The organism is Paenarthrobacter sp. OM7 (assembly GCF_029873575.1).
Classification (GTDB): Bacteria; Actinomycetota; Actinomycetes; order Actinomycetales; family Micrococcaceae; genus Arthrobacter.
On record NZ_CP123579.1, the window covers coordinates 2,398,675 to 2,419,667 of the forward strand.

At 63.0% G+C, this 20,993-nt stretch carries 18 protein-coding genes; all 18 read left to right on the forward strand.

What is annotated here, in order from left to right; translation table 11 throughout:
• Positions 1–7: 7 nt before the first annotated feature.
• Positions 8–727 carry an HAD family phosphatase gene (locus tag QEH68_RS11035; protein ID WP_280622865.1) on the forward strand — a complete coding sequence of 240 codons (720 nt, stop codon included), beginning with the start codon at positions 8–10 and terminating at the stop codon, positions 725–727.
• Positions 728–1,894, forward strand: a complete 1,167-nt coding sequence (locus QEH68_RS11040) for a site-2 protease family protein (protein WP_280622866.1) — start codon at positions 728–730, stop codon at positions 1,892–1,894. It abuts the gene before it with no gap.
• Between the two features lie 115 nt (positions 1,895–2,009).
• On the forward strand, positions 2,010–3,089 hold the full coding sequence (locus QEH68_RS11045; RefSeq protein WP_280622867.1) for a tRNA (adenine-N1)-methyltransferase: 1,080 nt from the start codon (positions 2,010–2,012) through the stop codon (positions 3,087–3,089).
• A gap of 97 nt (positions 3,090–3,186) precedes the next feature.
• Positions 3,187–4,995: a proteasome ATPase gene (gene arc / locus QEH68_RS11050; RefSeq protein ID WP_280622868.1), complete on the forward strand. Its 1,809-nt coding sequence runs from the start codon at positions 3,187–3,189 to the stop codon at positions 4,993–4,995.
• Between the two features lie 50 nt (positions 4,996–5,045).
• Positions 5,046–6,665 carry a depupylase/deamidase Dop gene (gene dop / locus QEH68_RS11055; RefSeq protein ID WP_280628001.1) on the forward strand — a complete coding sequence of 540 codons (1,620 nt, stop codon included), beginning with the start codon at positions 5,046–5,048 and terminating at the stop codon, positions 6,663–6,665.
• A gap of 119 nt (positions 6,666–6,784) precedes the next feature.
• Positions 6,785–6,988 carry a ubiquitin-like protein Pup gene (locus tag QEH68_RS11060; protein WP_026540702.1) on the forward strand — a complete coding sequence of 68 codons (204 nt, stop codon included), beginning with the start codon at positions 6,785–6,787 and terminating at the stop codon, positions 6,986–6,988.
• Between the two features lie 79 nt (positions 6,989–7,067).
• Positions 7,068–7,877, forward strand: a complete 810-nt coding sequence (prcB, locus tag QEH68_RS11065; protein WP_207593581.1) for a proteasome subunit beta — start codon at positions 7,068–7,070, stop codon at positions 7,875–7,877.
• A 1-nt stretch (position 7,878) separates the two neighbouring features.
• Entirely contained in the window at positions 7,879–8,586 is a 708-nt protein-coding gene (gene prcA, locus QEH68_RS11070; protein ID WP_207593582.1) for a proteasome subunit alpha, read from the forward strand.
• A gap of 1 nt (position 8,587) precedes the next feature.
• Entirely contained in the window at positions 8,588–9,952 is a 1,365-nt protein-coding gene (pafA, locus tag QEH68_RS11075; protein ID WP_280622869.1) for a Pup--protein ligase, read from the forward strand.
• A 111-nt stretch (positions 9,953–10,063) separates the two neighbouring features.
• Positions 10,064–10,990 carry an FKBP-type peptidyl-prolyl cis-trans isomerase gene (locus QEH68_RS11080; RefSeq protein WP_280622870.1) on the forward strand — a complete coding sequence of 309 codons (927 nt, stop codon included), beginning with the start codon at positions 10,064–10,066 and terminating at the stop codon, positions 10,988–10,990.
• 85 nt (positions 10,991–11,075) lie between these two features.
• Positions 11,076–11,471 (forward strand): FKBP-type peptidyl-prolyl cis-trans isomerase, encoded by a 396-nt coding sequence (locus tag QEH68_RS11085; RefSeq protein ID WP_017200957.1) that lies wholly within the window; start codon positions 11,076–11,078, stop codon positions 11,469–11,471.
• Between the two features lie 94 nt (positions 11,472–11,565).
• Complete coding sequence (locus QEH68_RS11090) at positions 11,566–13,578, forward strand: WYL domain-containing protein (protein ID WP_280622871.1); 2,013 nt, start codon at positions 11,566–11,568, stop codon at positions 13,576–13,578.
• Between the two features lie 9 nt (positions 13,579–13,587).
• Positions 13,588–13,938, forward strand: a complete 351-nt coding sequence (locus QEH68_RS11095) for a hypothetical protein (RefSeq protein ID WP_207593586.1) — start codon at positions 13,588–13,590, stop codon at positions 13,936–13,938.
• 36 nt (positions 13,939–13,974) lie between these two features.
• Positions 13,975–14,244, forward strand: coding sequence for a Sec-independent protein translocase subunit TatA (gene tatA, locus QEH68_RS11100; RefSeq protein ID WP_280622872.1), 270 nt, complete (start codon positions 13,975–13,977; stop codon positions 14,242–14,244).
• 6 nt (positions 14,245–14,250) lie between these two features.
• On the forward strand, positions 14,251–15,087 hold the full coding sequence (tatC, locus tag QEH68_RS11105) for a twin-arginine translocase subunit TatC (RefSeq protein WP_280622873.1): 837 nt from the start codon (positions 14,251–14,253) through the stop codon (positions 15,085–15,087).
• A gap of 24 nt (positions 15,088–15,111) precedes the next feature.
• Positions 15,112–18,087, forward strand: a complete 2,976-nt coding sequence (locus tag QEH68_RS11110; protein WP_280622874.1) for a DEAD/DEAH box helicase — start codon at positions 15,112–15,114, stop codon at positions 18,085–18,087.
• Positions 18,088–18,136: 49 nt separating this feature from the next.
• The gene (locus tag QEH68_RS11115) at positions 18,137–19,795 is read left to right on the forward strand and encodes an amidohydrolase family protein (RefSeq protein ID WP_280622875.1); all 1,659 of its coding nucleotides are present in this window, start codon (positions 18,137–18,139) and stop codon (positions 19,793–19,795) included.
• A gap of 428 nt (positions 19,796–20,223) precedes the next feature.
• Positions 20,224–20,967: a polyprenol monophosphomannose synthase gene (locus QEH68_RS11120; protein ID WP_280622876.1), complete on the forward strand. Its 744-nt coding sequence runs from the start codon at positions 20,224–20,226 to the stop codon at positions 20,965–20,967.
• Positions 20,968–20,993 lie beyond the last annotated feature (26 nt).

Sequence of the window (20,993 nt, forward strand, 5' to 3'; positions counted from 1 at the left end):
GGAAACCATGCATTCCTCACCCAGCCAGCCCCACCTCAAAGCCGTGCTCTGGGATATGGATGGCACACTCGTGGACACCGAACCCTACTGGATCGCTGCCGAGCGCGCGCTGGTTGAGGCACATGGAGGCAGCTGGTCGCACCAGCAAGCCATGCAGTTGGTGGGGCAGTCTTTGCTGCATTCTGCTGCTGTCCTGCAAGCCGCCGGAGTCGGGCTTGAAGCCCGTAAGATCGTGGATACCCTCAGCGCCCAGGTCATTGAGCAGGTCCGCAAGGAAGTTCCGTGGCGCCCGGGTGCGCGCGAACTGTTGGATGAGCTCCAGCAGGCCGGCATCCGCTGCGCCCTGGTGACGATGTCCGAGGGCCCGCTGGCCGGCGTTGTAGTGGAAAGCCTGCCCAAACCCTACTTCGAGTTCATGGTTACCGGGGATACCGTCGCCAACGGAAAACCGCACCCCGAGGCGTACCTTACGGCCGTTGAACGGCTCCGGCTGGACGACCCGTCCCTCACCATTCATCATTGCGTCGCCTTGGAGGATTCCGTTCCGGGCGCAACCGCGGCCATCGCTTCGGGCGTGATCACCGTGGGTATTCCGCATCAGGTACCGCTGCCCGAGGATCACCGGATGGTCATGTGGGACACCTTGGTGGGCAGGACCTCATCCGATGTCCAGCAATTGGTCGTTGACCGCTTTCAGGCAGCAAACCTCCTCGAAGGGGCCAACTAGGTGAGCAGTCCCTCGACACCGCATCACTCGCACAGCAAAAAGAGGGACGGCATCCCCCTCGGACGAATCGCCGGCATTCCCGTCTTTCTCGCCTACTCGTGGTTCGTGATCGCCGGCTTCACGGTCATCGTGTACGGACCCGCGCTCCTGGTACGGATGCCGGATCTCGGCATCGGAGCCTACTTCGTTGCCTTGGGATACGCCTTGCTGCTGGCCGTCTCTGTCTTGGTCCATGAGCTGGCGCACGCCTTGAGCGCCAAAGTGTTCAACTGGCCCACGGAGAAGATTGTGCTGAACCTCTGGGGTGGCCACACCCAATTCGAGAACTTCACGGCTTCGCCCGGACGTTCAGTAGTGGTCGCCCTGGCCGGCCCTGCCTCCAACTTCGTCTTGGCGGCCGGGATGTGGGCCGTACTCTCTACTGGCGTCCTCAGCGGTGTATCCGACATCCTGGCCAACATCCTGATGTGGGCCAACCTCCTCATCGGCCTCTTCAATGTCCTCCCCGGCCTTCCCCTGGATGGCGGGCGTTTGGTGGAATCGGCTGTGTGGAAAGCAACGGGCAGCCAGGACAAAGGCACCATCGCCGCCGGCTGGTCCGGCCGCATAATCGTTGCCGCCTTGGTCATCTGGTTCATCGGCCTGCCGCTCCTCAGCGGTTCACCCCTGGACATCAACCTCATGCTGATCACTGTCCTCGTCTGCGGATTCTTGTGGATGGGCGCTTCCAGTTCAATTCACCACGCGAAGCTCCGCAGCCGCCTTTACCTGGTGAGCGCCGCGGGCCTCGCAGAGCGCGCCGTGGGCCTACCGAACTCAGCCACCGTGGCCGACGTCCTGGACATATCACCGTCCGGAAGTCCCGCCGTCGTGATCTGTGGACCGGATGGCAAGCCGCAGGGCGTAGTGGACTTCGGCGCAGCGGCCGCAGTGCCTCCCCAGTCAACGGCGACGACGCCGGTCACGGCAGTGGCCCACGCCCTCGGCGCCGGGGCGTACGTCCCGGAATGGTCCAAAGGCCAGGAGCTGATCCAGTACTTGGCACGGTTGGAGGGCGGCGAATACGCTGTGGTGGACCACAACGGAATCGTGACAGGGCTTCTGCGCCAGCAGGCGGTTGTGACGGCCATAACAGGCAAAGAAGCCCGCAGGAGCGGGCGCCCCTGACATCCTTGCCGGTAGAGTTGCATGCCGGCGGTTTTACCGAAGAACCCATTGATTTTTGGCGCCCATTCGCCAGCACGATGTTGCGGCCAAGCCGTACAGGAGCGAGGAACAGTACATGAGCAGCGAAACCGCCGCCCCCGAAGCAAACGCCGGCATCGACGAGGCATCCGCGAGCCAGGCGATGACCGCCCAGGCCGCGCAGCCGACGGGCGCTGCCCGCCGCCGCGGCCCTTTCCGCGTCGGTGAGCGGGTCCAGCTCACTGACGAGCGCGGCCGCATGAACACCATCACCCTGGAGGTTGGTGGTGCTTTCCACACCCACCGCGGGTTCCTGAACCATGACGAAATCATCGGCAAGGTGGATGGCTCCGTGGTCAGCAACAACGTTGGCCAGCAGTACCAGACGCTGCGTCCCCTGCTCTCCGACTTCGTCCTGTCCATGCCCCGCGGCGCCGCTGTGGTCTACCCGAAGGACGCGGGCCAGATTGTCACCATGGCCGACATCTTCCCGGGCGCACGCGTCGTTGAAGCCGGTGTCGGCTCCGGTGCCCTGTCCATCTCCCTGCTGCGCGCCGTGGGTGACGGTGGTTACCTCCACTCGTTTGAGCGCCGCGAGGAATTCGCCGACATCGCCCGTGGCAACGTGGAGACCATTTTCGGTGGACCACACCCGGCATGGCAGATCTCCCTGGGCGACTTCCAGGAAGAAGTGGTCAAGGCTGAAGCTCCAGGCTCCGTGGACCGTGTGGTCCTGGACATGCTCGCTCCGTGGGAGTGCCTTGATGCCGTGGCCACCGTCCTGGCGCCTGGCGGTGTCTGGATCAACTACGTGGCAACCGTCACCCAGTTGTCCCGCACGGCCGAGGCCATCCGTGCTGACGGACGCTTTACCGAGCCTGACGCTTGGGAATCGATGGTCCGCGGTTGGCACCTCGAGGGCCTTGCTGTCCGTCCGGATCACCGCATGGTGGCCCACACCGGCTTCCTCCTGGTGACCCGCCGCCTCGCCGACGGTGTCACCGGAATTTCCGTCAAGCGCCGCCCGTCCAAGACGGAGTTCAGCGAAGAGGACCTCAACGCGTGGACCCCTGGCGCAGTGGGGGAGCGGTCAGTATCCGACAAGAAACTCCGCCGGGCTGCCCGTGACGCCATCGCCGGCACCAACGTCCAGGACGATCCCGCAGTCACAAACTGACAAAGGTCACAATAGGGTCCGCATTCCGAATGTCACCCAGCACCCTGAGCTTTTCGGGACTAAGGTCTTGTTAAGCGCAGGAAGGGGCTGATGAATCGTGGATACGTCAAACAACGACCTTGGACGGCCGACGCCGGAGGAAGCACACGCCGCAGCGGAAGAAGCAGCAAGCCGGGGGCTTTCCGCTGTCCAACCGCCCGAGCCCTCGAGTGATCTGACCGTCGCCGAACGGCAAATCAATATCCTCCGGGACAAGCTTCGCCACATTGACCGCCAGTTGGCAGCCGTTACCCAGAACAACAGCAAGCTCGTGGGCATGCTGGAGACCGCGAAGGCCGAGATCCTCCGGTTGAAGGGCGCGCTGGAGCAGGAGGGCCAACCCCCCTACAGCTTCGGAACCGTGGTGCAGATCAATCCGCGGAAACAGCCGGCTGCCGGCAGTTCCAGCCAGGCCGCCACCGAAGAGTCTGTGGACATCTTCAATTCCGGCCGGAAAATGCGGGTGGGTGTCAGCCCACTGGTCAATGTGAACCAGCTCGCAGTGGGGCAGGAAGTCCTCCTGAACGAGGCATTGCTGGTGGTGGCCGGCCTCGGCTACGAACGCGCCGGCGAACTGGTGACGCTCAAGGAAATGCTCGGCAAGGACCGCGCACTGGTGGTGGGCCGGGCCGATGAGGAACGGGTGGTCCGGCTTTCGGGCGCACTGCAAAGTGTTCACTTGAAGGTCGGCGACGCCCTGTCATTGGATTCCCGCACCGGTTACGCCCTTGAGAAGGTGCCGCGGGCCGAAGTGGAGAACCTCGTCCTCGAAGAAGTCCCGGATATCACCTATCAGGACATCGGTGGCCTCGGCCCCCAGATCGAACAGATCCGCGACGCTGTGGAGTTGCCGTTCCTGCACCCGGACCTCTACCGTGAGCACGGGCTGAAAGCCCCCAAAGGCATCCTCCTCTACGGCCCTCCGGGTTGCGGCAAAACCCTCATCGCCAAAGCCGTGGCGAATTCACTGGCAGCGCGTGCGGCGGAACGTGCCGGCAACACCGACCTGAAGAGCTACTTCCTGAACATCAAGGGTCCGGAATTGCTGGACAAATACGTGGGCGAGACTGAGCGGCACATCAGGTTGATCTTCTCCCGCGCACGGGAAAAGGCGTCCGATGGCAGCCCGGTCGTTGTTTTCTTCGATGAAATGGACTCGCTGTTCCGGACCCGCGGCACCGGCGTTTCCTCGGATGTGGAGACCACCATTGTTCCGCAGCTGCTCAGTGAGATCGATGGCGTGGAACGCTTGGACAATGTGATTGTCATTGGCGCCTCCAACCGCGAGGACATGATCGATCCCGCCATCCTCAGGCCGGGCCGCCTTGACGTGAAAGTCAAGATACAGCGTCCCGACGCCGAGGCAGCGGCTGACATTTTCGCGAAGTACATCACCACCGACCTGCCCTTCCACGCGCAGGACCTGGCCGAATATGGCGGCGACGTCCAGGCCACCGTCGATGCCATGGTCCAGCGCACCGTGGAAGCCATGTATTCAACGGAGAAGTCCAACGAGTACCTTGAGGTGACCTACGCCAACGGCGATACCGAGATGCTGTACTTCAAGGACTTCAACTCCGGTGCCGTGGTGCAGAATGTGGTGGACCGCGCGAAGAAGTACGCCATCAAGGACCTCCTGACCAACAATCAAAAGGGACTCCGCATCGAGCACCTTCTGCGGGCCGTGGTGGACGAGTTCCGTGAGCACGAGGATATGCCCAACACCACCAACCCGGACGACTGGGCACGGATCTCGGGCAAGAAGGGCGAACGGATTACCTACATCCGCACCATCGTCCAGGGCAAAGCCGGCCAGGAACCGGGCAAGTCCATTGAAACCACTGCCAACACGGGCCAGTACCTGTGACAGCAAGACCCGAAGGTACGCCCGCTGAGAAGTTGCCCGCCGGCGGTGCCATGCGCGTCATGGGCTCCGAAACTGAATACGGCATCCATGCACCATCGGCTCCCGGGGCGAACGCCACCATGATGTCCGCAAGGATCATCCAGGCGTATGCCGCAGTCACCCGGCAACGGGCAGCCGGAGGAGCCGAAACGCGCTGGGACTACACCGACGAGGAACCGTTGCACGATGCCCGCGGCTGGACCGTGGACCGGGCAGCGGCGGACCCCAGCCAACTGACGGACCAGCCACCAGTGCTCGACGCCGAGGCAGTCGCGTTGGCCTATGGCCGCCAGGAGTTGGAACTTGACGGCGCGGATGAGTCCGGTTCCTTGCTGATGAACATGGTCCTGGGTAACGGTGCACGCCTTTATGTGGACCATGCGCACCCCGAGTATTCGAGCCCTGAGGTCACCAACCCCCGGGATGTTGTTGCGTGGGATGCGGCTGGGGACTTGGTTGCCTTGGCCACGGTCCGGAAGGTGGCGGCCGATGCCGGCCTGCCTCCCATCAACCTCTACAAAAACAACACGGACAACAAGTCAGTGTCCTATGGTTCGCATGAAAACTACCTCATGCCCCGTTCGGTTCCCTTCGGCGACATCATTCGCGGCCTGACACCGTTCTTTGTGTCCCGCCAGGTCATGTGTGGGGCCGGACGCGTTGGACTTGGGCAGGACAGTTCGACCCCCGGTTACCAGATCAGCCAACGTGCCGACTTCTTCGAGGCAGAGGTGGGGCTGGAAACAACCATCCGGCGCCCCATCATCAACACCCGGGATGAGCCGCACGCAACAGCTGACAAGTACCGCCGCCTTCACGTCATCATTGGCGACGCAAACCTCAGCCAGGCCTCGAACTACCTCAAATTCGGCACCACTGCCATGGTCGTGAGCCTTATCGAGGCCGGCCAGGCGCCCAGGATCGAGGTCCACGAACCCGTCCAGGCACTTCAGTCCGTCAGCCATGACACAACGCTGACGGCGACAGTGAGGTTGCTTGACGGCCGAAGGGTGACTGCCCTGGATATCCAGTGGATGTTCTACGAGGCGGCAGCAAAACTTTCCCAGGAAACGGGAGTGGCGGATTCCGTGACCGGAGACGGCCACACCCATGGTGTCTTGACGCGGTGGGAATCAACGTTGACGACGCTGGGCAGCGACCTCGATGCCGCCGCATCCTCTGTTGAATGGGTGGCCAAGAGGTCGCTCCTGGAAGGGTACCGGAAGCGCGACGGACTGTCCTGGGATGACGCCCGGCTGGGGCTGGTTGATCTTCAGTGGTCCGATATCAGGCCGGAAAAGGGTCTTTACTACAGGCTGCTGTCCAAGGACCGCATGCTGAGGATCGTCGACGACGCCGACATCGCCCGGGCGGTGACCGAACCGCCGTCGGACACCCGCGCATACTTCCGCGGCCGTTGCGTTTCGAAATTCGGCAAGGACGTGGTCGGGGCAAGCTGGGACTCGGTTATTTTCGATGTCCCCGGGTTGGGCAAGCTGCAGCGGGTCCCCACCCGCGAACCCCTCCGGGGCACGGAGGCGTTGACCGGAGCGCTGTTTGAGCGCCATCAGGATGCAGGCGCCTTCCTGTCTGAGTTGATGGGCCGGAATGTACCCCCGGCGAAGAGCTGACGGCGCTCCGCCACGGGAAGATCCGGGCCTGGTCAAAGCCGTACGCAGCAGCCCGCAGCGTGGCAATATGGCAGTAGGAAGTCTCCGTCATCAGGAGACTGACAGTAGGGAGAAAGAAAATGGCAGCACAGGAGCAGCAACAACCACAGTCACGGGACACCGAAACTGAGGTGGATGTCCCTGAGGCCCCGCCCGCAGCACCTGCGGCACAGGCTTCGGACGCAACGCAGGGCGTGGATGACCTTCTCGACGAAATCGACGGCGTTCTCGAATCCAACGCTGAGGAATTCGTCAGGGCGTTTGTCCAAAAGGGTGGCCAGTAAGCGGACCCGCAACAGGATGTACTGCCCGGCAGGCGTGAGGCCGCCGGGCATCGGAACGCAGAGTCGAAGGAGTGCAGCAATGCAGGACCCATCAACCGGCCCCCTGGCCACCCAGGCAACATCTTCTTTCACGGAGCATCTCCAACGCTCGCGTCCCGAACTCCTCCCGTTCAATCAGTCCTTACCGGCCGGCACTGTCCCGTCCTCACCGCACGCCACCACGATCGTTGCCTTGACGTATCCGGGCGGCGTGCTGATGGCGGGGGACCGTCGCGCCACCATGGGCAATGTCATCGCCAGCAGGCACATCGAGAAAGTGTTCCCTGCGGATGAGTACTCCGTCTTGGGTATTGCCGGAACGGCTGGCCTGGCCATCGACATCACCCGTCTTTTCCAGGTTGAACTGGAGCATTACGAGAAGATCGAGGGCACTTTGCTCAGCCTCGTGGGCAAGGCGAACCGCCTTGGCGCCATGATCCGTGGAAACCTGCCAATGGCCATGCAGGGAATGGCGGTCATTCCCCTGTTTGCAGGGTTTGACCACGTCTCCGGCGTGGGCAGGCTGTTCTCCTACGACGTCACCGGTGGCCGCTATGAAGAGCAGGAACACCACTCGGTGGGTTCCGGTTCAGTGTTTGCCCGCGGAGCCCTGAAGAAATTGTGGAAGCCGAACCTCTCCGAGGAAGCCGCCGTTGCGGTGGCTGTTGAGGCCCTCTACGACGCCGCCGACGACGATTCCGCTACCGGCGGCCCCGATCCAGTCCGCCAGTTGTGGCCCGTGGTCTACACCGTTAACCGCGCCGGGACCCGCCGTGTTCCGGAACGGGATTTGGCGGCCATAGCGGGCGCCATCGTCGAATCCCGCGCCATCGCCGGACGGGAGGCCTGAGATGACCCAGCAGTTCTACGTCTCTCCTGAGCAACTCATGAAGGACCGTGCGGACTTCGCGCGGAAAGGAATCGCACGCGGCCGGTCAGTAGTGGTGATCAGTTGCGCCGACGGCATCGCGCTGATCGCAGAGAACCCCTCGCCGTCCTTGCATAAAATTGGTGAAATCTACGACAAAATCGCGTTCGCGGCTGTAGGCAAGTACAACGAGTTCGAAAGTCTCCGGCAGGCCGGCGTCCGCTACGCCGATGTCCGGGGCTATTCCTACGATCGCGAGGACGTCACCGCCCGCGGACTGGCCAGCGTGTATGCCCAGAGCCTCGGTGCCGTGTTCACGGCTGAACAGAAACCCTTCGAAGTGGAACTCGCCGTAGCCGAGGTCGGCTTGACGCAGGAGCAGGACCACCTCTACCGGCTGACGTTTGATGGCTCCATCGCCGACGAGAACGGCTTCGTGGTCATGGGTGGACTCGCCGAGCAAATTTCAGACGTCGTCAGCGGCGCCTGGGATCCTGAGCTCACCCTGTCCGGCGCCATGCGCTTGGCCCTGCGCGCCCTGTCCACGGACAAGGACGCCGATGCCCTGCCGGCCACCGCCGTCGAAGCTGCAGTGCTGTACCGCGCATCCGAAAGCCACCGCGGTTCCCGGAGGGCGTTCCGGAGGCTTTTGCCGGAGGACATGACCCGGTTGCTCACAGAGGAGGCTTGAGATGGACAAGAGAATATTTGGCATCGAAACGGAATTCGGGATCTCTTATTCCAGCCCGGATTCACGGCCCTTGGCTCCCGAGGAAGTAGCCCGCTACCTCTTCCGCAAGGTGGTCAGTTGGGGCCGTTCGTCCAATGTGTTCCTGACCAACGGCTCGCGGCTGTACCTGGATGTGGGTTCGCATCCGGAGTATGCCACGGCCGAGTGCGACGACCTCGCACAGCTGATTGCCCATGACAGGGCGGGCGAACTCATCCTGGACGACCTCGTGGATGAGGCCCAGGCAAGGCTGGCGGCCGAGGGCTTCAATGGCACTGTTTACCTCTTTAAGAACAACACCGACTCCGCGGGAAACTCCTACGGCAGCCACGAGAACTACCTGATCCCGCGCCGCGGCGAATTTTCCCGCCTTGCTGAAATCCTCATTCCCTTCCTGGTGACGCGCCAGCTGATCGCCGGTGCAGGCAAGGTCCTCAAAACACCCCATGGGGCCACCTTCGCGTTCTCCCAACGGGCGGACCACATTTGGGAGGGCGTGTCCTCAGCAACCACCAGGTCCCGCCCCATCATCAATACCCGCGACGAGCCCCATGCCGATGCCGAGTTCTACCGCCGCCTCCATGTGATCGTGGGGGACAGTAATATGTCCGAAACCACGGCACTGCTCAAAGTGGGAACAGTGGACCTGATCCTCCGCATGATCGAGTCGGGCGTCATCATGCGCGACATGCGCATGGAGAACCCCATCCGCAGCATCCGCGAAATCTCCCATGACCTGACAGGCCGCGCCCTGGTCAGGCTTGCCAACGGCAGGCAGCTCACCGCCCTCGATATCCAGCGCGAATACCTCACCAAAGTCACCGAATTTGTCGCCACCAACGGGGCGCACAATCCCCATGTACCGCTGATCCTGGACCTCTGGAAGCGCACGCTGGACGCCATCGAAAGCGGTGACACGTCCACCATTGATACCGAGGTGGACTGGGCCATCAAGAAGAAGTTAATGGACGGGTACATGCACCGGCACGACCTCAGCCTGGACTCTCCACGAATCGCCCAACTTGACCTCACTTACCACGACATCTCGCGGCAACGCGGCATCTTCTTCCTGCTGCAGGCGCGGGGGGCAGCACGTCGGTTGGTCACGGAAACAGAGGTCAAGGACGCCGTGGACGCACCGCCGCAAACAACGCGGGCGAAACTGCGTGGAGACTTTGTCCGCCGGGCCCAGGAGCTTGGACGTGACTACACCGTGGATTGGGTCCACCTGAAGCTGAACGACCGCGCCCACCAGACAATCCTCTGCAAGGACCCGTTCCGGAGCATCGACGAGCGGGTGGATGCGCTCCTGGACTCTATGAGCTGACTCCCAGCTTCACGGGCTATTCTGGATAGTGGTCTCTTTACGGGACCCAACCTGCTTGGAGGCGCAAAGCGCCCTTCCGAGTGTCCCTTGCCCCGACGAAAGTGTCTTTTTGTGCGCCGACTCCTAGCAATCCTCCTGCCCGCCCTTTTGCTCATCACCGCCTGTGGCGGCGAGAGCACGCCGGCGGCCGAGCCCACCAGCAAGTCCGTAGGCGACGTCTCCAAGCTCGACTCCGTCAAGGTAACGGACAACGGCAACGACAAAGCGCCGGGCATTGAATTCTCCAAGCCCCTCACTGTGGCTGAGCCCACGGTTGACGTCGTCAGCGAAGGCGATGGAGCCCGCGTGAAGGCGGGGCAGACGGCTGAACTGGCCTACGTCGCCGTGGACGGCAACGATGGCAAGACCCTCGAGGACGGCTACGCGAACGGCCCCCAGCCGATCGATCTGACGGATCAGATCAAGTCCAGCAATGAACTGATCTACAACGCCATTATCGGCGCCAAGGTCGGCAGCCACGTTGCCATCGCCGCCCCCGGCAATTCCTCGGGTGACACCCCTGCCGGCACACAGCTGGTGGTCTTCAAGATCGTCTCCGCCAAGGACGCCGCTCCGGTCCTGGAGAAGCCCGAAGGTGAAGCAGTGACTCCTCCGGCCGGCCTGCCCACCGTGAAGGAAGACGACAAGGGCATTCCGCAGATTTCCGTGGATGGCGTCGCCGCGCCCAAGGAACTCATCGCCCAGGACCTGATCAAGGGCTCCGGAGCTGCCGTCAAGGCCACTGACACCCTGACCGTCAACTACGTCGGTGTAAACCTCGTAGGCGGCACCAAGTTCGATTCGAGCTTCGACCGGGGAGAGCCCACCAGCTTCCCCCTCACCGGCGTCATCAAGGGCTGGACGCAGGGCCTTGAAGGCAAGACCGTCGGCTCGCGCGTGCTGCTGGTCATCCCGCAGGACCTGGCCTACGGTGAAACCGGTCAGGGCGAAGCCAAGGGCGACCTCGTATTCGTCGTCGACATCCTCGGCGTCAAGTAACCACCACCGAAACGTCGACAAGACTGCCGGGCACTGGCTTAGGCTGGTTCCTGACACCAATCCGACCCCACACCAAGGAGCAACCATGTCATTTGGTCAGCGTGACTTTGACCGCACCAAGCCTGAAATCGACTTCCCTGAAGGCGATGTCCCCACCGACCTCGTGATCACGGACCTCATTGAGGGCACCGGTCCCGAAGCCAAAGCCGGCGACACCGTCTCCACCCACTACGTTGGCGTCGCCTGGTCCACCGGCGAAGAATTCGACGCTTCCTGGGGCCGCGGCGCTCCGCTGGACTTCCGCGTTGGCGTCGGCCAGGTCATCCAGGGCTGGGACCAGGGCCTGCTGGGCATGAAGGTCGGCGGCCGCCGCCGCCTGGAGATTCCTTCGGAGCTCGCCTACGGTTCCCGTGGCGCCGGTGGAGCCATCAAGCCCAACGAAGCACTGATCTTCGTTGTAGACCTCGTGGCCGTCCGCTAGGACACCTCTCAGGGCAAGGCGCGTTACTTTCCGGTTTTACCGGTTGGTGACGCGCCTTGCTGCTTTCCCGCCGGACTTTAGTAACGTAGCAACCGTGTCCGCATCCCGCACTGAACGACTCTTGAACCTTCTCCTGGCTTTGCTCAATACCCGGGTGGGCCTGCCACGCTCCGTCCTGCGCGAGAAGGTCTACCACGATTCCGCAGAGAATGACGTTGCCTTCGGGCGCATGTTCGAGCGCGACAAAGTGGATTTGAAACAGTTTGGCTTTGAGATCGAGACACTCACGGATCCACGCCACTTCGGTGTCGACGACCCTGCGTCCACGCGCTATCGCATCGGCAAGGACTCCAACCGGCTGCCCGATGTGAGCCTCACGCCCGCAGAATGCACCGTGTTGCTTCTCGCTGCGCAGCTGTGGGAACGGGCAGCACTTGGCTCCGCGGCAGCCAACGCCGTCCGCAAGCTGCAAGCCGCAGGAGGTTTCACGGATGTGGACCTCCCCGCCGGGGTCCAGCCCCGGATCAAACCCGCAGGACAAGCCTTCGACGACGTCGTGGCAGCCATGCATGGCAACCATCCGGTCCGCTTCGGCTACCTCGCCGTCAGTACCGGGCGTGAAGAAGTCCGCGAGGTTGAGCCTTGGGGACTCGGCAGCCGCTTTGGCCAGTGGTACCTCGTGGGCTTCGACCGGGGGAGGGGAGCAAAGAGGCTCTTCCGGCTTTCACGGATGACTACCGCGGTGGTCCTGGTGCCGGGGAGCAGCTTCGAGCCGCCGGTCGGTTTCAATGCCAGGGCCGAGCTGGATGCCCTCCATGAATTACCCGTGCAGCGGGCCATGCTCTCCGTCGACAAGGACCGCCTGCTCGCCTTGCGCAAAAGGGCGGTCGAAACATCCCCCGTGGATTCCACCCGGGACCGCGTTATGGTGGAGTTCCGGGATCCCGAGGTTCTCGCCGAAGAGCTGGCCTCGTACGGTCCGCACGTAAAGGTGGACGGCCCGGCTGAACTGCGTGCCGCCGTCGTGCGCCGCCTCCAAGGTGCCCTGGACTTCGATGCTGGACCGCCCGTACCGGTGGTGTTCCCGGAGGCCGCGCGGGCCCAGCGTGCCCGTAAGCGCACCTCCGAGGACCAACTCGCCAGAATGCTGCAGCTGGTCCCGTTCCTGGTCCATCACCAGGGTCTCCACATCCAGGAAGTGGCAGACCACTTCGGCATCACCCGCAAGGCGCTGATAGACGATCTGAAGATCCTCATCTGTTCGGGACTCCCTGAGGGATATCCGGATGACCTCCTGGACATCCAGTGGGAAAACGACCATGTGTACATCTCCGAGCACCTGGACCTGAACCGCCCGGTACGCTTCAGCGAAGATGAAGCCGCTGCCTTGCTGACCGGCCTGGCCATGCTGGGAGACCTTCCGGCGTTGGCGGGCGTCTCCGAAGACGAGCCAGGGAGTGCCTTGGAATCCGTCACCATCAAGCTGACTGGCGCTGCAGGGCAGGCGGGACGCTTGGCTGGCGCAGTAGCCGGCCAATCCGTTGAGCCCGAGCAATCACAGGCGTTCGCCGTCATTACCCAGGCGATCAGGGACGGCCGCCAACTGCACTTGAAGTATCTTTCCCGGCAGCGGGACGAGCTGACCGAACGGGACGTTGACCCCCTGCGGCTCTATTCGCTGGATAATACGTGGTACTTCGAGGCGTATTGCCACAGCAAGGCAGGCATCAGGAACTTCCGCCTGGACAGGGTGGAAATCGTCGAACCGAACGGACGCCCTGCCTCAGGGACGGCCACTGCAGAGCAGGACTTCCCTGCCCGATTGTTTACGCCCAGCGACGACGACGTCCTGGTGGTGCTGCACCTGACCAGGCAGGGTTTGGGGCTGGCGGATGACTACTACGCGGAGCGCACTGCGCAACTGTCCGACGGCGGCCTCCTTGCCGAGGTGCGGTTCGGCACAGCGGAGTGGCTGCCCATGTTCGTTTCCCAGCACGGCGGCTCCGTCCGAATCCTGGAACCCATGGCCCTGCGCGATCAAACCAGGACATGGCTTAACGTGGCCCTGGAGCAGTACGACTCTCCGTCCGACCGCGCGGCTGGCTAGACTACTCAGATGCCTTGGTGGTTCTGGATCCTGTTGTGGATCGCGCTCATAGCCCTGTCGTTGCTGCTTCACCTGACGCTGGGGTATCGCTTGTTCAGAAAATTCATGTCAACTGTTCATGAACTGGGCGACGCGGGTAAACGTTTCAGCAACCTTCCACCTGTCGTCGAAACCTCCGACGTTGAAACCTCGGAAAACCGCCCCGGGCCCGGGTCCGCAATTTTTGCCTCACCGGATCAGATGCGTCATGATTACCTGACGGCCAAAGCCTTCCGCCAGGAAGTTCGTCGCCAAAGGCGCGTCAAGCGCAAAGCAGAGCGGGGTCAGCCCCAATCCCTGCACGACATTGAATTCAGATAGACGTAGGATGTATCCAAAAGGAAAGGACCTCCCCACATGAGGCTCGAAGGCTGGCATCTCATCATCATCATCGTCCTGGCTCTGGTGCTCTTCGCAGCGCCGAAGCTGCCGTCCATGGCGCGCAGCATTGGGCAGTCGATGCGCATTTTCAAGTCTGAAGTCCGCGAAATGAAGAAGGACGGTTCTTCCGAAGCGAAGGACTCCCAGGACGCTTCCGACGCCGTTGAAGGCAAGGTAGTAGGCCACCCGGACGCCAAGGCCAAGAACACCGGCGAGACTGACGTTCCGCCCTCCAACCGCGTCTAGAGAGAAGTGGTGGAAACGAAGGGGCGCAAGGCCAACCCCGAAGCCCGGATGGCGCTCCTTGACCACCTCAAGGAGCTGAAGAACCGGCTCTTCAAGGCTGCAATCGGCATCATCCTTGGCACCGTGGTGGGCTTCATCGTCTACCAACCGCTTCTGGAGGCCCTGATCAAACCGATCAAGGACCTTAACGAGAAGGAGGGGCGCGCCGCCACCCTGAACTTTGACGGAGTGGCCAGCTCTTTTGACCTCATGGTGCAGGTCTCGGTGTTCCTCGGCGTGCTCCTTGCCTGCCCGGTGTGGATCTACCAGCTCTGGGCCTTCATCGTGCCTGGGCTGCACAAGAAGGAACGGCGCTTGGCGTTGGCCTTCGTGGCCGCGGCCGTACCCCTCTTCGTCGGCGGGGTACTCCTTGCCTGGCTGGTGCTCCCCAATGCCGTCAGGGTGTTGACGGATTTCACCCCGTCGGGTGCCTCCAACTTCATCACCGCCCAGGTGTACCTGGCGTTTGTCCTGAGGCTCCTGCTGGCGTTCGGCATCGCCTTCCTGGTTCCCGTGGTGCTCGTTGGGCTGAACCTTGCCGGGATCGTCAAAGGCAAGCAACTCATCAAGAGTTGGCGCATTACCATCTTCCTGGTCTGCTTGTTCGCTGCGATGGCCGCTCCCGGCGCTGACGCCATGAGCATGTTCTATCTCGCAGCACCCATGCTGCTCCTGTTCTTTGCGGCCATTGGAGTCTGCGTCCTTAACGACCGTCGCCGTGAACGCCGTGCCATCAAGCGGGCAGCTGAGACTGAAGCCACGGCGGACATCGCCACCCCGGCATCGGATCTGGAGAATCTCTAGACCGTGGGCCACTAGGCTTGATGCATGTCCTCCATCTCCGGGTCTCCATCACCATCAGAGAGCTACCAGGCTGCAGCGCAGCGGGCCTCTGAGTCCAAAACCTATCTGGGCGCCTTTGCCCGTTCCTTGGATTTTGATCTGGATGACTTTCAACGCGAGGCATGCAGGTCCCTCCAGGAGGGCCGTGGCGTCCTGGTGGCAGCACCCACGGGGGCAGGCAAGACGATCGTGGGGGAGTTCGCGATCTACCTTGCTCTGGAACGAGGCCTCAAGGCTTTCTACACCACCCCCATCAAGGCGCTGAGCAACCAGAAGTTCTCGGAGCTGGCATCAAAATACGGCGCTGCGAACGTAGGCCTGCTGACAGGCGATACCACCATCAATGGCGACGCCCCTGTGGTGGTCATGACCACCGAAGTCCTGCGGAACATGCTGTATGCAGACTCCGAGACCCTGGGCGACCTGGGGTTTGTGGTAATGGACGAAGTCCATTACCTGGCTGATCGCTTCCGGGGTGCAGTCTGGGAAGAAGTCATCATCCATTTGCCCAGCGAGGTCCAGGTGGCTTCGCTCAGTGCCACCGTTTCCAACGCTGAAGAGTTTGGCGCCTGGCTGGATACTGTCCGGGGTGATACCGACGTCATCGTCTCCGAACACCGGCCGGTACCGCTATGGCAGCACGTCATGGTGGGCCGCGAAATAGTTGATCTCTTCGCCGGCGACACCACCTTCGATGAAATTGCACCCCACGCCACCGGGGCGCCGGAGACTGAGGTGCCCGATATTTCCGAGGCCGCCGAGGTAGCCAGCGAACCCGCCCCCACGGACCGGCGAAACGTCCATGCCAAGCGTTCCTCCGCCGCCAAAGTCCAGCAGGCCGTCACTGGACCTGAGTTTGAGGTCAATCCGGATCTGCTGGCCATGGCCCGTTCCGAGAGCCGCATGAACATGAGCGGCCGTTTTGGCCACGGGGGACGCAGCCGCCGCCGTCAGGACCGTCACCGCGATGAACGCCAGCAGTCAGAGCAACGCAGCCCGGTTCGCAAGGCAAGCCGGCCCCAGGTCATTGAGAGCCTCAGGCGCCAGGATCTGCTGCCTGCGATCACGTTTATTTTCTCCAGGGCCGGCTGTGACGCAGCCGTCGCACAGTGTGCAGCCTCCGGGCTATGGCTGACAACGGAGCGTGAACAACAAATCATCGCCCAGCGCGTGGACGAAGCCAGTCACGAAATTCCTGCAGACGATCTCGACGTCCTCGGTTTCTGGGGCTGGCGCGACGGACTCCTCAGGGGCTTTGCCGCCCACCACGCGGGTATGCTGCCCACCTTCAAGGAAGTGGTGGAAAAACTCTTTGCCGATGGCTTGGTCAAGGCCGTCTTCGCCACCGAAACGCTGGCCCTGGGCGTCAACATGCCGGCCCGCTGCGTGGTGCTGGAGAAACTGGAAAAGTTCAACGGTGAAGCCCATGTCAATATCACAGCGGGGGAGTACACCCAGCTGACGGGCCGGGCAGGACGCCGGGGCATCGACGTCGAAGGCCATGCGGTGGTGCTCTGGCAGCCGGGGACCGACCCCGCAGCCGTGGCAGGCCTGGCCTCACGGCGGACGTACCCCCTGAACTCCAGCTTCCGGCCCACCTACAACATGAGCATTAACTTGATTGCCCAGTTTGGCCGTGTTCGCGCCCGCGAAATCCTGGAGTCCTCTTTTGCCCAGTTCCAGGCAGACCGCTCCGTGGTGGGTATCGCCCGGCAGGTGCGGGGGCGCGAAGAGTCTCTGGCTGGCTACGCCAAATCCATGCAGTGCCATCTGGGTGACTTTACCGAGTACGCAAAACTCCGGCGGGAGCTGAGCGACGCAGAGAATTTCGCGGCCCGCGACCATCAGCGCGCCCGCAAGTCCCACGTTGCCGATTCCCTGGCCCGGCTGATCCCCGGCGATGTCATCAGTATCTTCAGCGGCAGGCTGGCCGGCCATGCGGTTGTTCTCGAAGTGGATCCGAATGCCCGTGAGCCCCGGCCATCGGTGCTGACCTCGGATAACCAGCTTCGCCGGATCGGCGTGCACGATCTCGACGGACCGGTCTCGCCCGTGACGCGGATCCGCATACCCAAATCGTTCAATGCCAAGGTGCCCAAGGCCCGCCGCGACCTCGCCTCCTCCATGCGCCACGCCATCAGTGAAGATGCACCGCACAGCCGCCGCAACAGCAGGCACGAGGACTTCGGCCTGGGGGCCCGCCTGCCCGACCAGGAAAAGAAGATCGCCGATCTGAGGCGTGCACTGCGCGCCCACCCCTGCCACGGCTGCAGCGAACGCGAAGACCACGCCCGCTGGTCGGAGCGCTGGTGGAAGTTGCGGAAGGAAACCGACGGACTGGTCCGCCAGATCCAGAGCCGCACCAACACCATCGCCAAAACCTTCGACCGCGTGTGTGATCTGCTCTCCGCGTATGGCTACCTGGAGACGAACGACGCCGGCCACGTCAGCATCAGTTTCGACGGGCAGCGGCTTCGCCGGATCTATGGCGAGAAGGATCTGCTCATTTCACAGTCGGTCCGACGCGGGGCATTGAACGATCTCGATGCCGCCGAGTTGGCGTCCTTGGCCAGCACGCTGGTCTACCAAGCCAAACGCGAAGACCGCGGCCTGCGGCCCAAGATGCCCAGTGTTTCGCTGGAGACCGCCGTGGATATTGTCGTCCGCGAATGGTCCCAGCTGGAGGATACCGAGGAACATTACAGGCTCCCTTTGACGGGCGAGCCGGAACTTGGACTGATGTGGCCCATGTATAAGTGGGCCAAGGGCCGCCACCTGCAGGATGTCCTGAGCGGAACCGACCTCGCCGCCGGCGACTTTGTCCGTTGGGCCAAACAGGTAGTGGACCTCCTTGACCAATTGGCCAAGATCCCCCAACTCGACCCCAGAGTGGCAAGGATCTGCCGTGAGGCCATTGAGCTGGTTCGTCGCGGCGTTGTTGCCTACTCCACTGTGGCCTAGCGCCACCCTTCACTGATTGACCGTTTCCAACGCTCAAGGAGCACAACGCATGAACCAGCCAGGCGTGCCAGCCGGCCACAACCGTACCGCTGAGGGCCGCAAGGTCACCATGTACCGCAACGGATCCATTTATACGGCCGCTGATCCCTTTGCCACGGCCATGGTGGTGGACGGCGATACCGTCGCCTGGGTGGGCTCCGAGCAAGCCGCCACGTCCATCGCTGACTCATCCATGGAGATCATCGATCTCCGCGGCGCCCTCCTTGCGCCCGGCTTTGTGGACTCGCATGCGCACCTCACAGAAACGGGCCTTGCCCTTTCCGGCGTGGACCTCGCCACCGTGCGCTCAGCCAAGGAACTGCTCGACGCCGTTGCCACCGCCGGCGGCGACGGCACCATTATCGGGCACGGATGGGATGAGACAGCGTGGAACGACTCCTCGCTGCCCACCATCGAAGAACTTGACCGGGCAGGGGCTGGACGGCAGGTCTACCTCTCCCGCATTGATGTCCACTCCGCCTTGGTTTCTTCATCGTTGGCCGCAGCTGCCGGCCTGAAAGGCGTGGACGGGTTCTCCGGCGGCCCACGGGTTGTACGTGCAGCGCATACCGCTGCGCGCCTCACAGCCCGGCAGTTTCCCGAAGCGGTGCGGCGGGGACTCCAGGAACGTGCCCTCAAGGAAGCGGCGTCCCAAGGCTATGTAGCAGTGGCTGAAATGTCGGCACCCCACATCTGCGGCCCGGACGACTTGCGACTGGCAGCGTCGTGGAACGACCTCGGTGGCAGCCCCGAAGTGCTCCCGTACTGGGGCGAGCTGGCCTCGTCTGTGGAGCACGCCGAGAACATTCTGGGCGGCCTGGGGACCAAGGTCCTGGGTCTCGCCGGAGACCTTAACGTAGACGGTTCGCTTGGTTCCCGAACAGCTGCCCTCCTGGATGACTATTCCGATGCGCCTGGGCACCGCGGCAGCCTGTACCTCTCCGTGGATGATGCAGCCCGGCACCTTGCTGCAACCTCCCAACTTGGCGTCCAAGCGGGCTTCCACGTCATTGGCGACGCTGGCCTCGCCACCGTTCTGGAAGCCTTGGACGTTGCCGCAGCTGAGGTAGGGGAGCAGCGGATCCGGGCCGCGGGCCACCGGCTGGAGCACGTTGAACTGGCCGATCAGTCCGCCATCGACAAGCTGGCCAAGTACTCCATCACCGTCAGCGTGCAACCTGGCTTCGACGCCGCGTGGGGCGCTCCAGGCGGGTTGTACGAGCAGCGTCTGGGAGGTCGAAGCAAGGCCATGAACCCCTTCGCGTCCTTCTACGCGAGTGGTGTCCCTATCGCCTTTGGCAGCGACAGCCCTGTCACGCCTCTTCATCCGTGGACCAGCGTGCGCGCGTGCTTGGAACACAGCAACCCGGAACAACGGATATCCGCCAGGGCCGCTTTCCTGGGCCATACACGCGCCGGCTGGCGCGCCGCGAAGTACCGCAACCCCCTGATGGGCCAGCTGGTGCCCGGTGCACCTGCCAGTTTCGCGGTGTGGGAAGTGGAGGAGCTGATGGTCCAGGTGGCAGACAGCCGCGTCCAGTCATGGAGCACGGACCCGCGGGCGCGGACACCGCTGTTGCCCGCACTGGATACCGGCAGCGACCCCCGGTGCCTGCAGACCGTCCGTGAAGGACAAGAGCTGTTCGCCCACGGGTCGCTCCGGGTTTAGGGGAATCAATTTCCAGCCGCCAGTAGCCTGCTGAACTGGGCCGATGCCAGGATCCGCAGGTCACCGGGCGGTTGACAGCGTGGGGTGAGTCCGTAGCATTGAGGCTCAACGGATGATCAGCCCGCGGGCGAAAGCCACGGTTTGATGGTTCGGTCGCGGCCGGAGCACGTTCATGGTGGCGGCAAACAGGTGGGCAGGTCCGCAGCGACCCAGAAAACAGTTCGTCCGGGACTCAGTTGCCCGGCGCCACTGGACCTGGGCTTGTGGACCTGCCCGCGGCATGCCGCCTCCGGCACCTCCGCCTGTGTCCCACGCCACTACCGCCCAGGGAGCGCGCTGCGGCGTCCTATAATGGAGAGTTGCGCCAGAATGCCAGCCGCCACGGCTGGTCCGGCACACTGACCGCTCCATCAAGGAAAGGCCTCTTCTTGCGTGTCCTGACGATCATTCCCACCTACAACGAGCTCGAATCGCTCCCGGTGACCCTGGGGCGGCTGCGCGCAGCAGTTCCCGAGTCCGATGTTCTAGTGGTTGACGACAACAGCCCTGATGGTACCGGACAACTGGCCGATGAGTTTGCTGCCAAAGACCACCAGGTTCATGTCTTGCATCGTAAGGGCAAGGAAGGCCTCGGTGCGGCCTATATCGCCGGTTTCAAGTGGGGGCTCGCCGCCGGGTATGACGTTCTGGTGGAAATGGACGCCGACGGTTCGCACAAGCCGGAACAGTTGCCGTTGCTCCTGGATGCCGTTAAGGATGGAGCCGACCTCGCCATGGGCTCACGCTGGGTCCCCGGTGGCAGCGTGGTCAACTGGCCGCTCTACCGCCAGGCCATCTCACGTGTCGGCAGCACCTATGCCCGCATCATGCTCGGCGTGAAGATCAAGGACGTCACCGGAGGCTACCGCGCCTTCAAGCGCAGCACCCTGGAGGCGCTGAACCTGGATGAGGTCGAGTCGGTCGGCTACGGCTTCCAGGTGGACCTCGCCTGGCGGGTGGCCAAGCTGGGCCTCCGCATCGAGGAACGCCCCATTACCTTTGTGGAGCGGGAGCTGGGTGCGTCGAAGATGAGCGGCAACATTGTGGTGGAAGCCATGATCAACGTCACCAAGTGGGGATTGGCGGCCCGCTGGGCAAAGCTCACCCGCAAGACGCCCGCCACGGCAAAGTAGCCCTTCCAAAAGAAAGGCCGGGTCTG

Excerpts from the sequence above, each read along its gene's own strand:
- tatA (WP_280622872.1), top strand. The coding sequence starts at position 13,975 with ATGAGGCTCGAAGGCTGGCATCTCATCATCATCATCGTCCTGGCTCTG.
- QEH68_RS11085 (WP_017200957.1), top strand. The coding sequence starts at position 11,076 with ATGTCATTTGGTCAGCGTGACTTTGACCGCACCAAGCCTGAAATCGAC.
- prcA (WP_207593582.1), top strand. The coding sequence starts at position 7,879 with ATGACCCAGCAGTTCTACGTCTCTCCTGAGCAACTCATGAAGGACCGT.
- dop (WP_280628001.1), top strand. The coding sequence starts at position 5,046 with ATGCGCGTCATGGGCTCCGAAACTGAATACGGCATCCATGCACCATCG.
- QEH68_RS11110 (WP_280622874.1), top strand. The coding sequence starts at position 15,112 with ATGTCCTCCATCTCCGGGTCTCCATCACCATCAGAGAGCTACCAGGCT.
- QEH68_RS11045 (WP_280622867.1), top strand. The coding sequence starts at position 2,010 with ATGAGCAGCGAAACCGCCGCCCCCGAAGCAAACGCCGGCATCGACGAG.
- QEH68_RS11115 (WP_280622875.1), top strand. The coding sequence starts at position 18,137 with ATGAACCAGCCAGGCGTGCCAGCCGGCCACAACCGTACCGCTGAGGGC.
- QEH68_RS11060 (WP_026540702.1), top strand. The coding sequence starts at position 6,785 with ATGGCAGCACAGGAGCAGCAACAACCACAGTCACGGGACACCGAAACT.
- QEH68_RS11035 (WP_280622865.1), top strand. The coding sequence starts at position 8 with ATGCATTCCTCACCCAGCCAGCCCCACCTCAAAGCCGTGCTCTGGGAT.
- QEH68_RS11095 (WP_207593586.1), top strand. The coding sequence starts at position 13,588 with ATGCCTTGGTGGTTCTGGATCCTGTTGTGGATCGCGCTCATAGCCCTG.
- prcB (WP_207593581.1), top strand. The coding sequence starts at position 7,068 with ATGCAGGACCCATCAACCGGCCCCCTGGCCACCCAGGCAACATCTTCT.
- pafA (WP_280622869.1), top strand. The coding sequence starts at position 8,588 with ATGGACAAGAGAATATTTGGCATCGAAACGGAATTCGGGATCTCTTAT.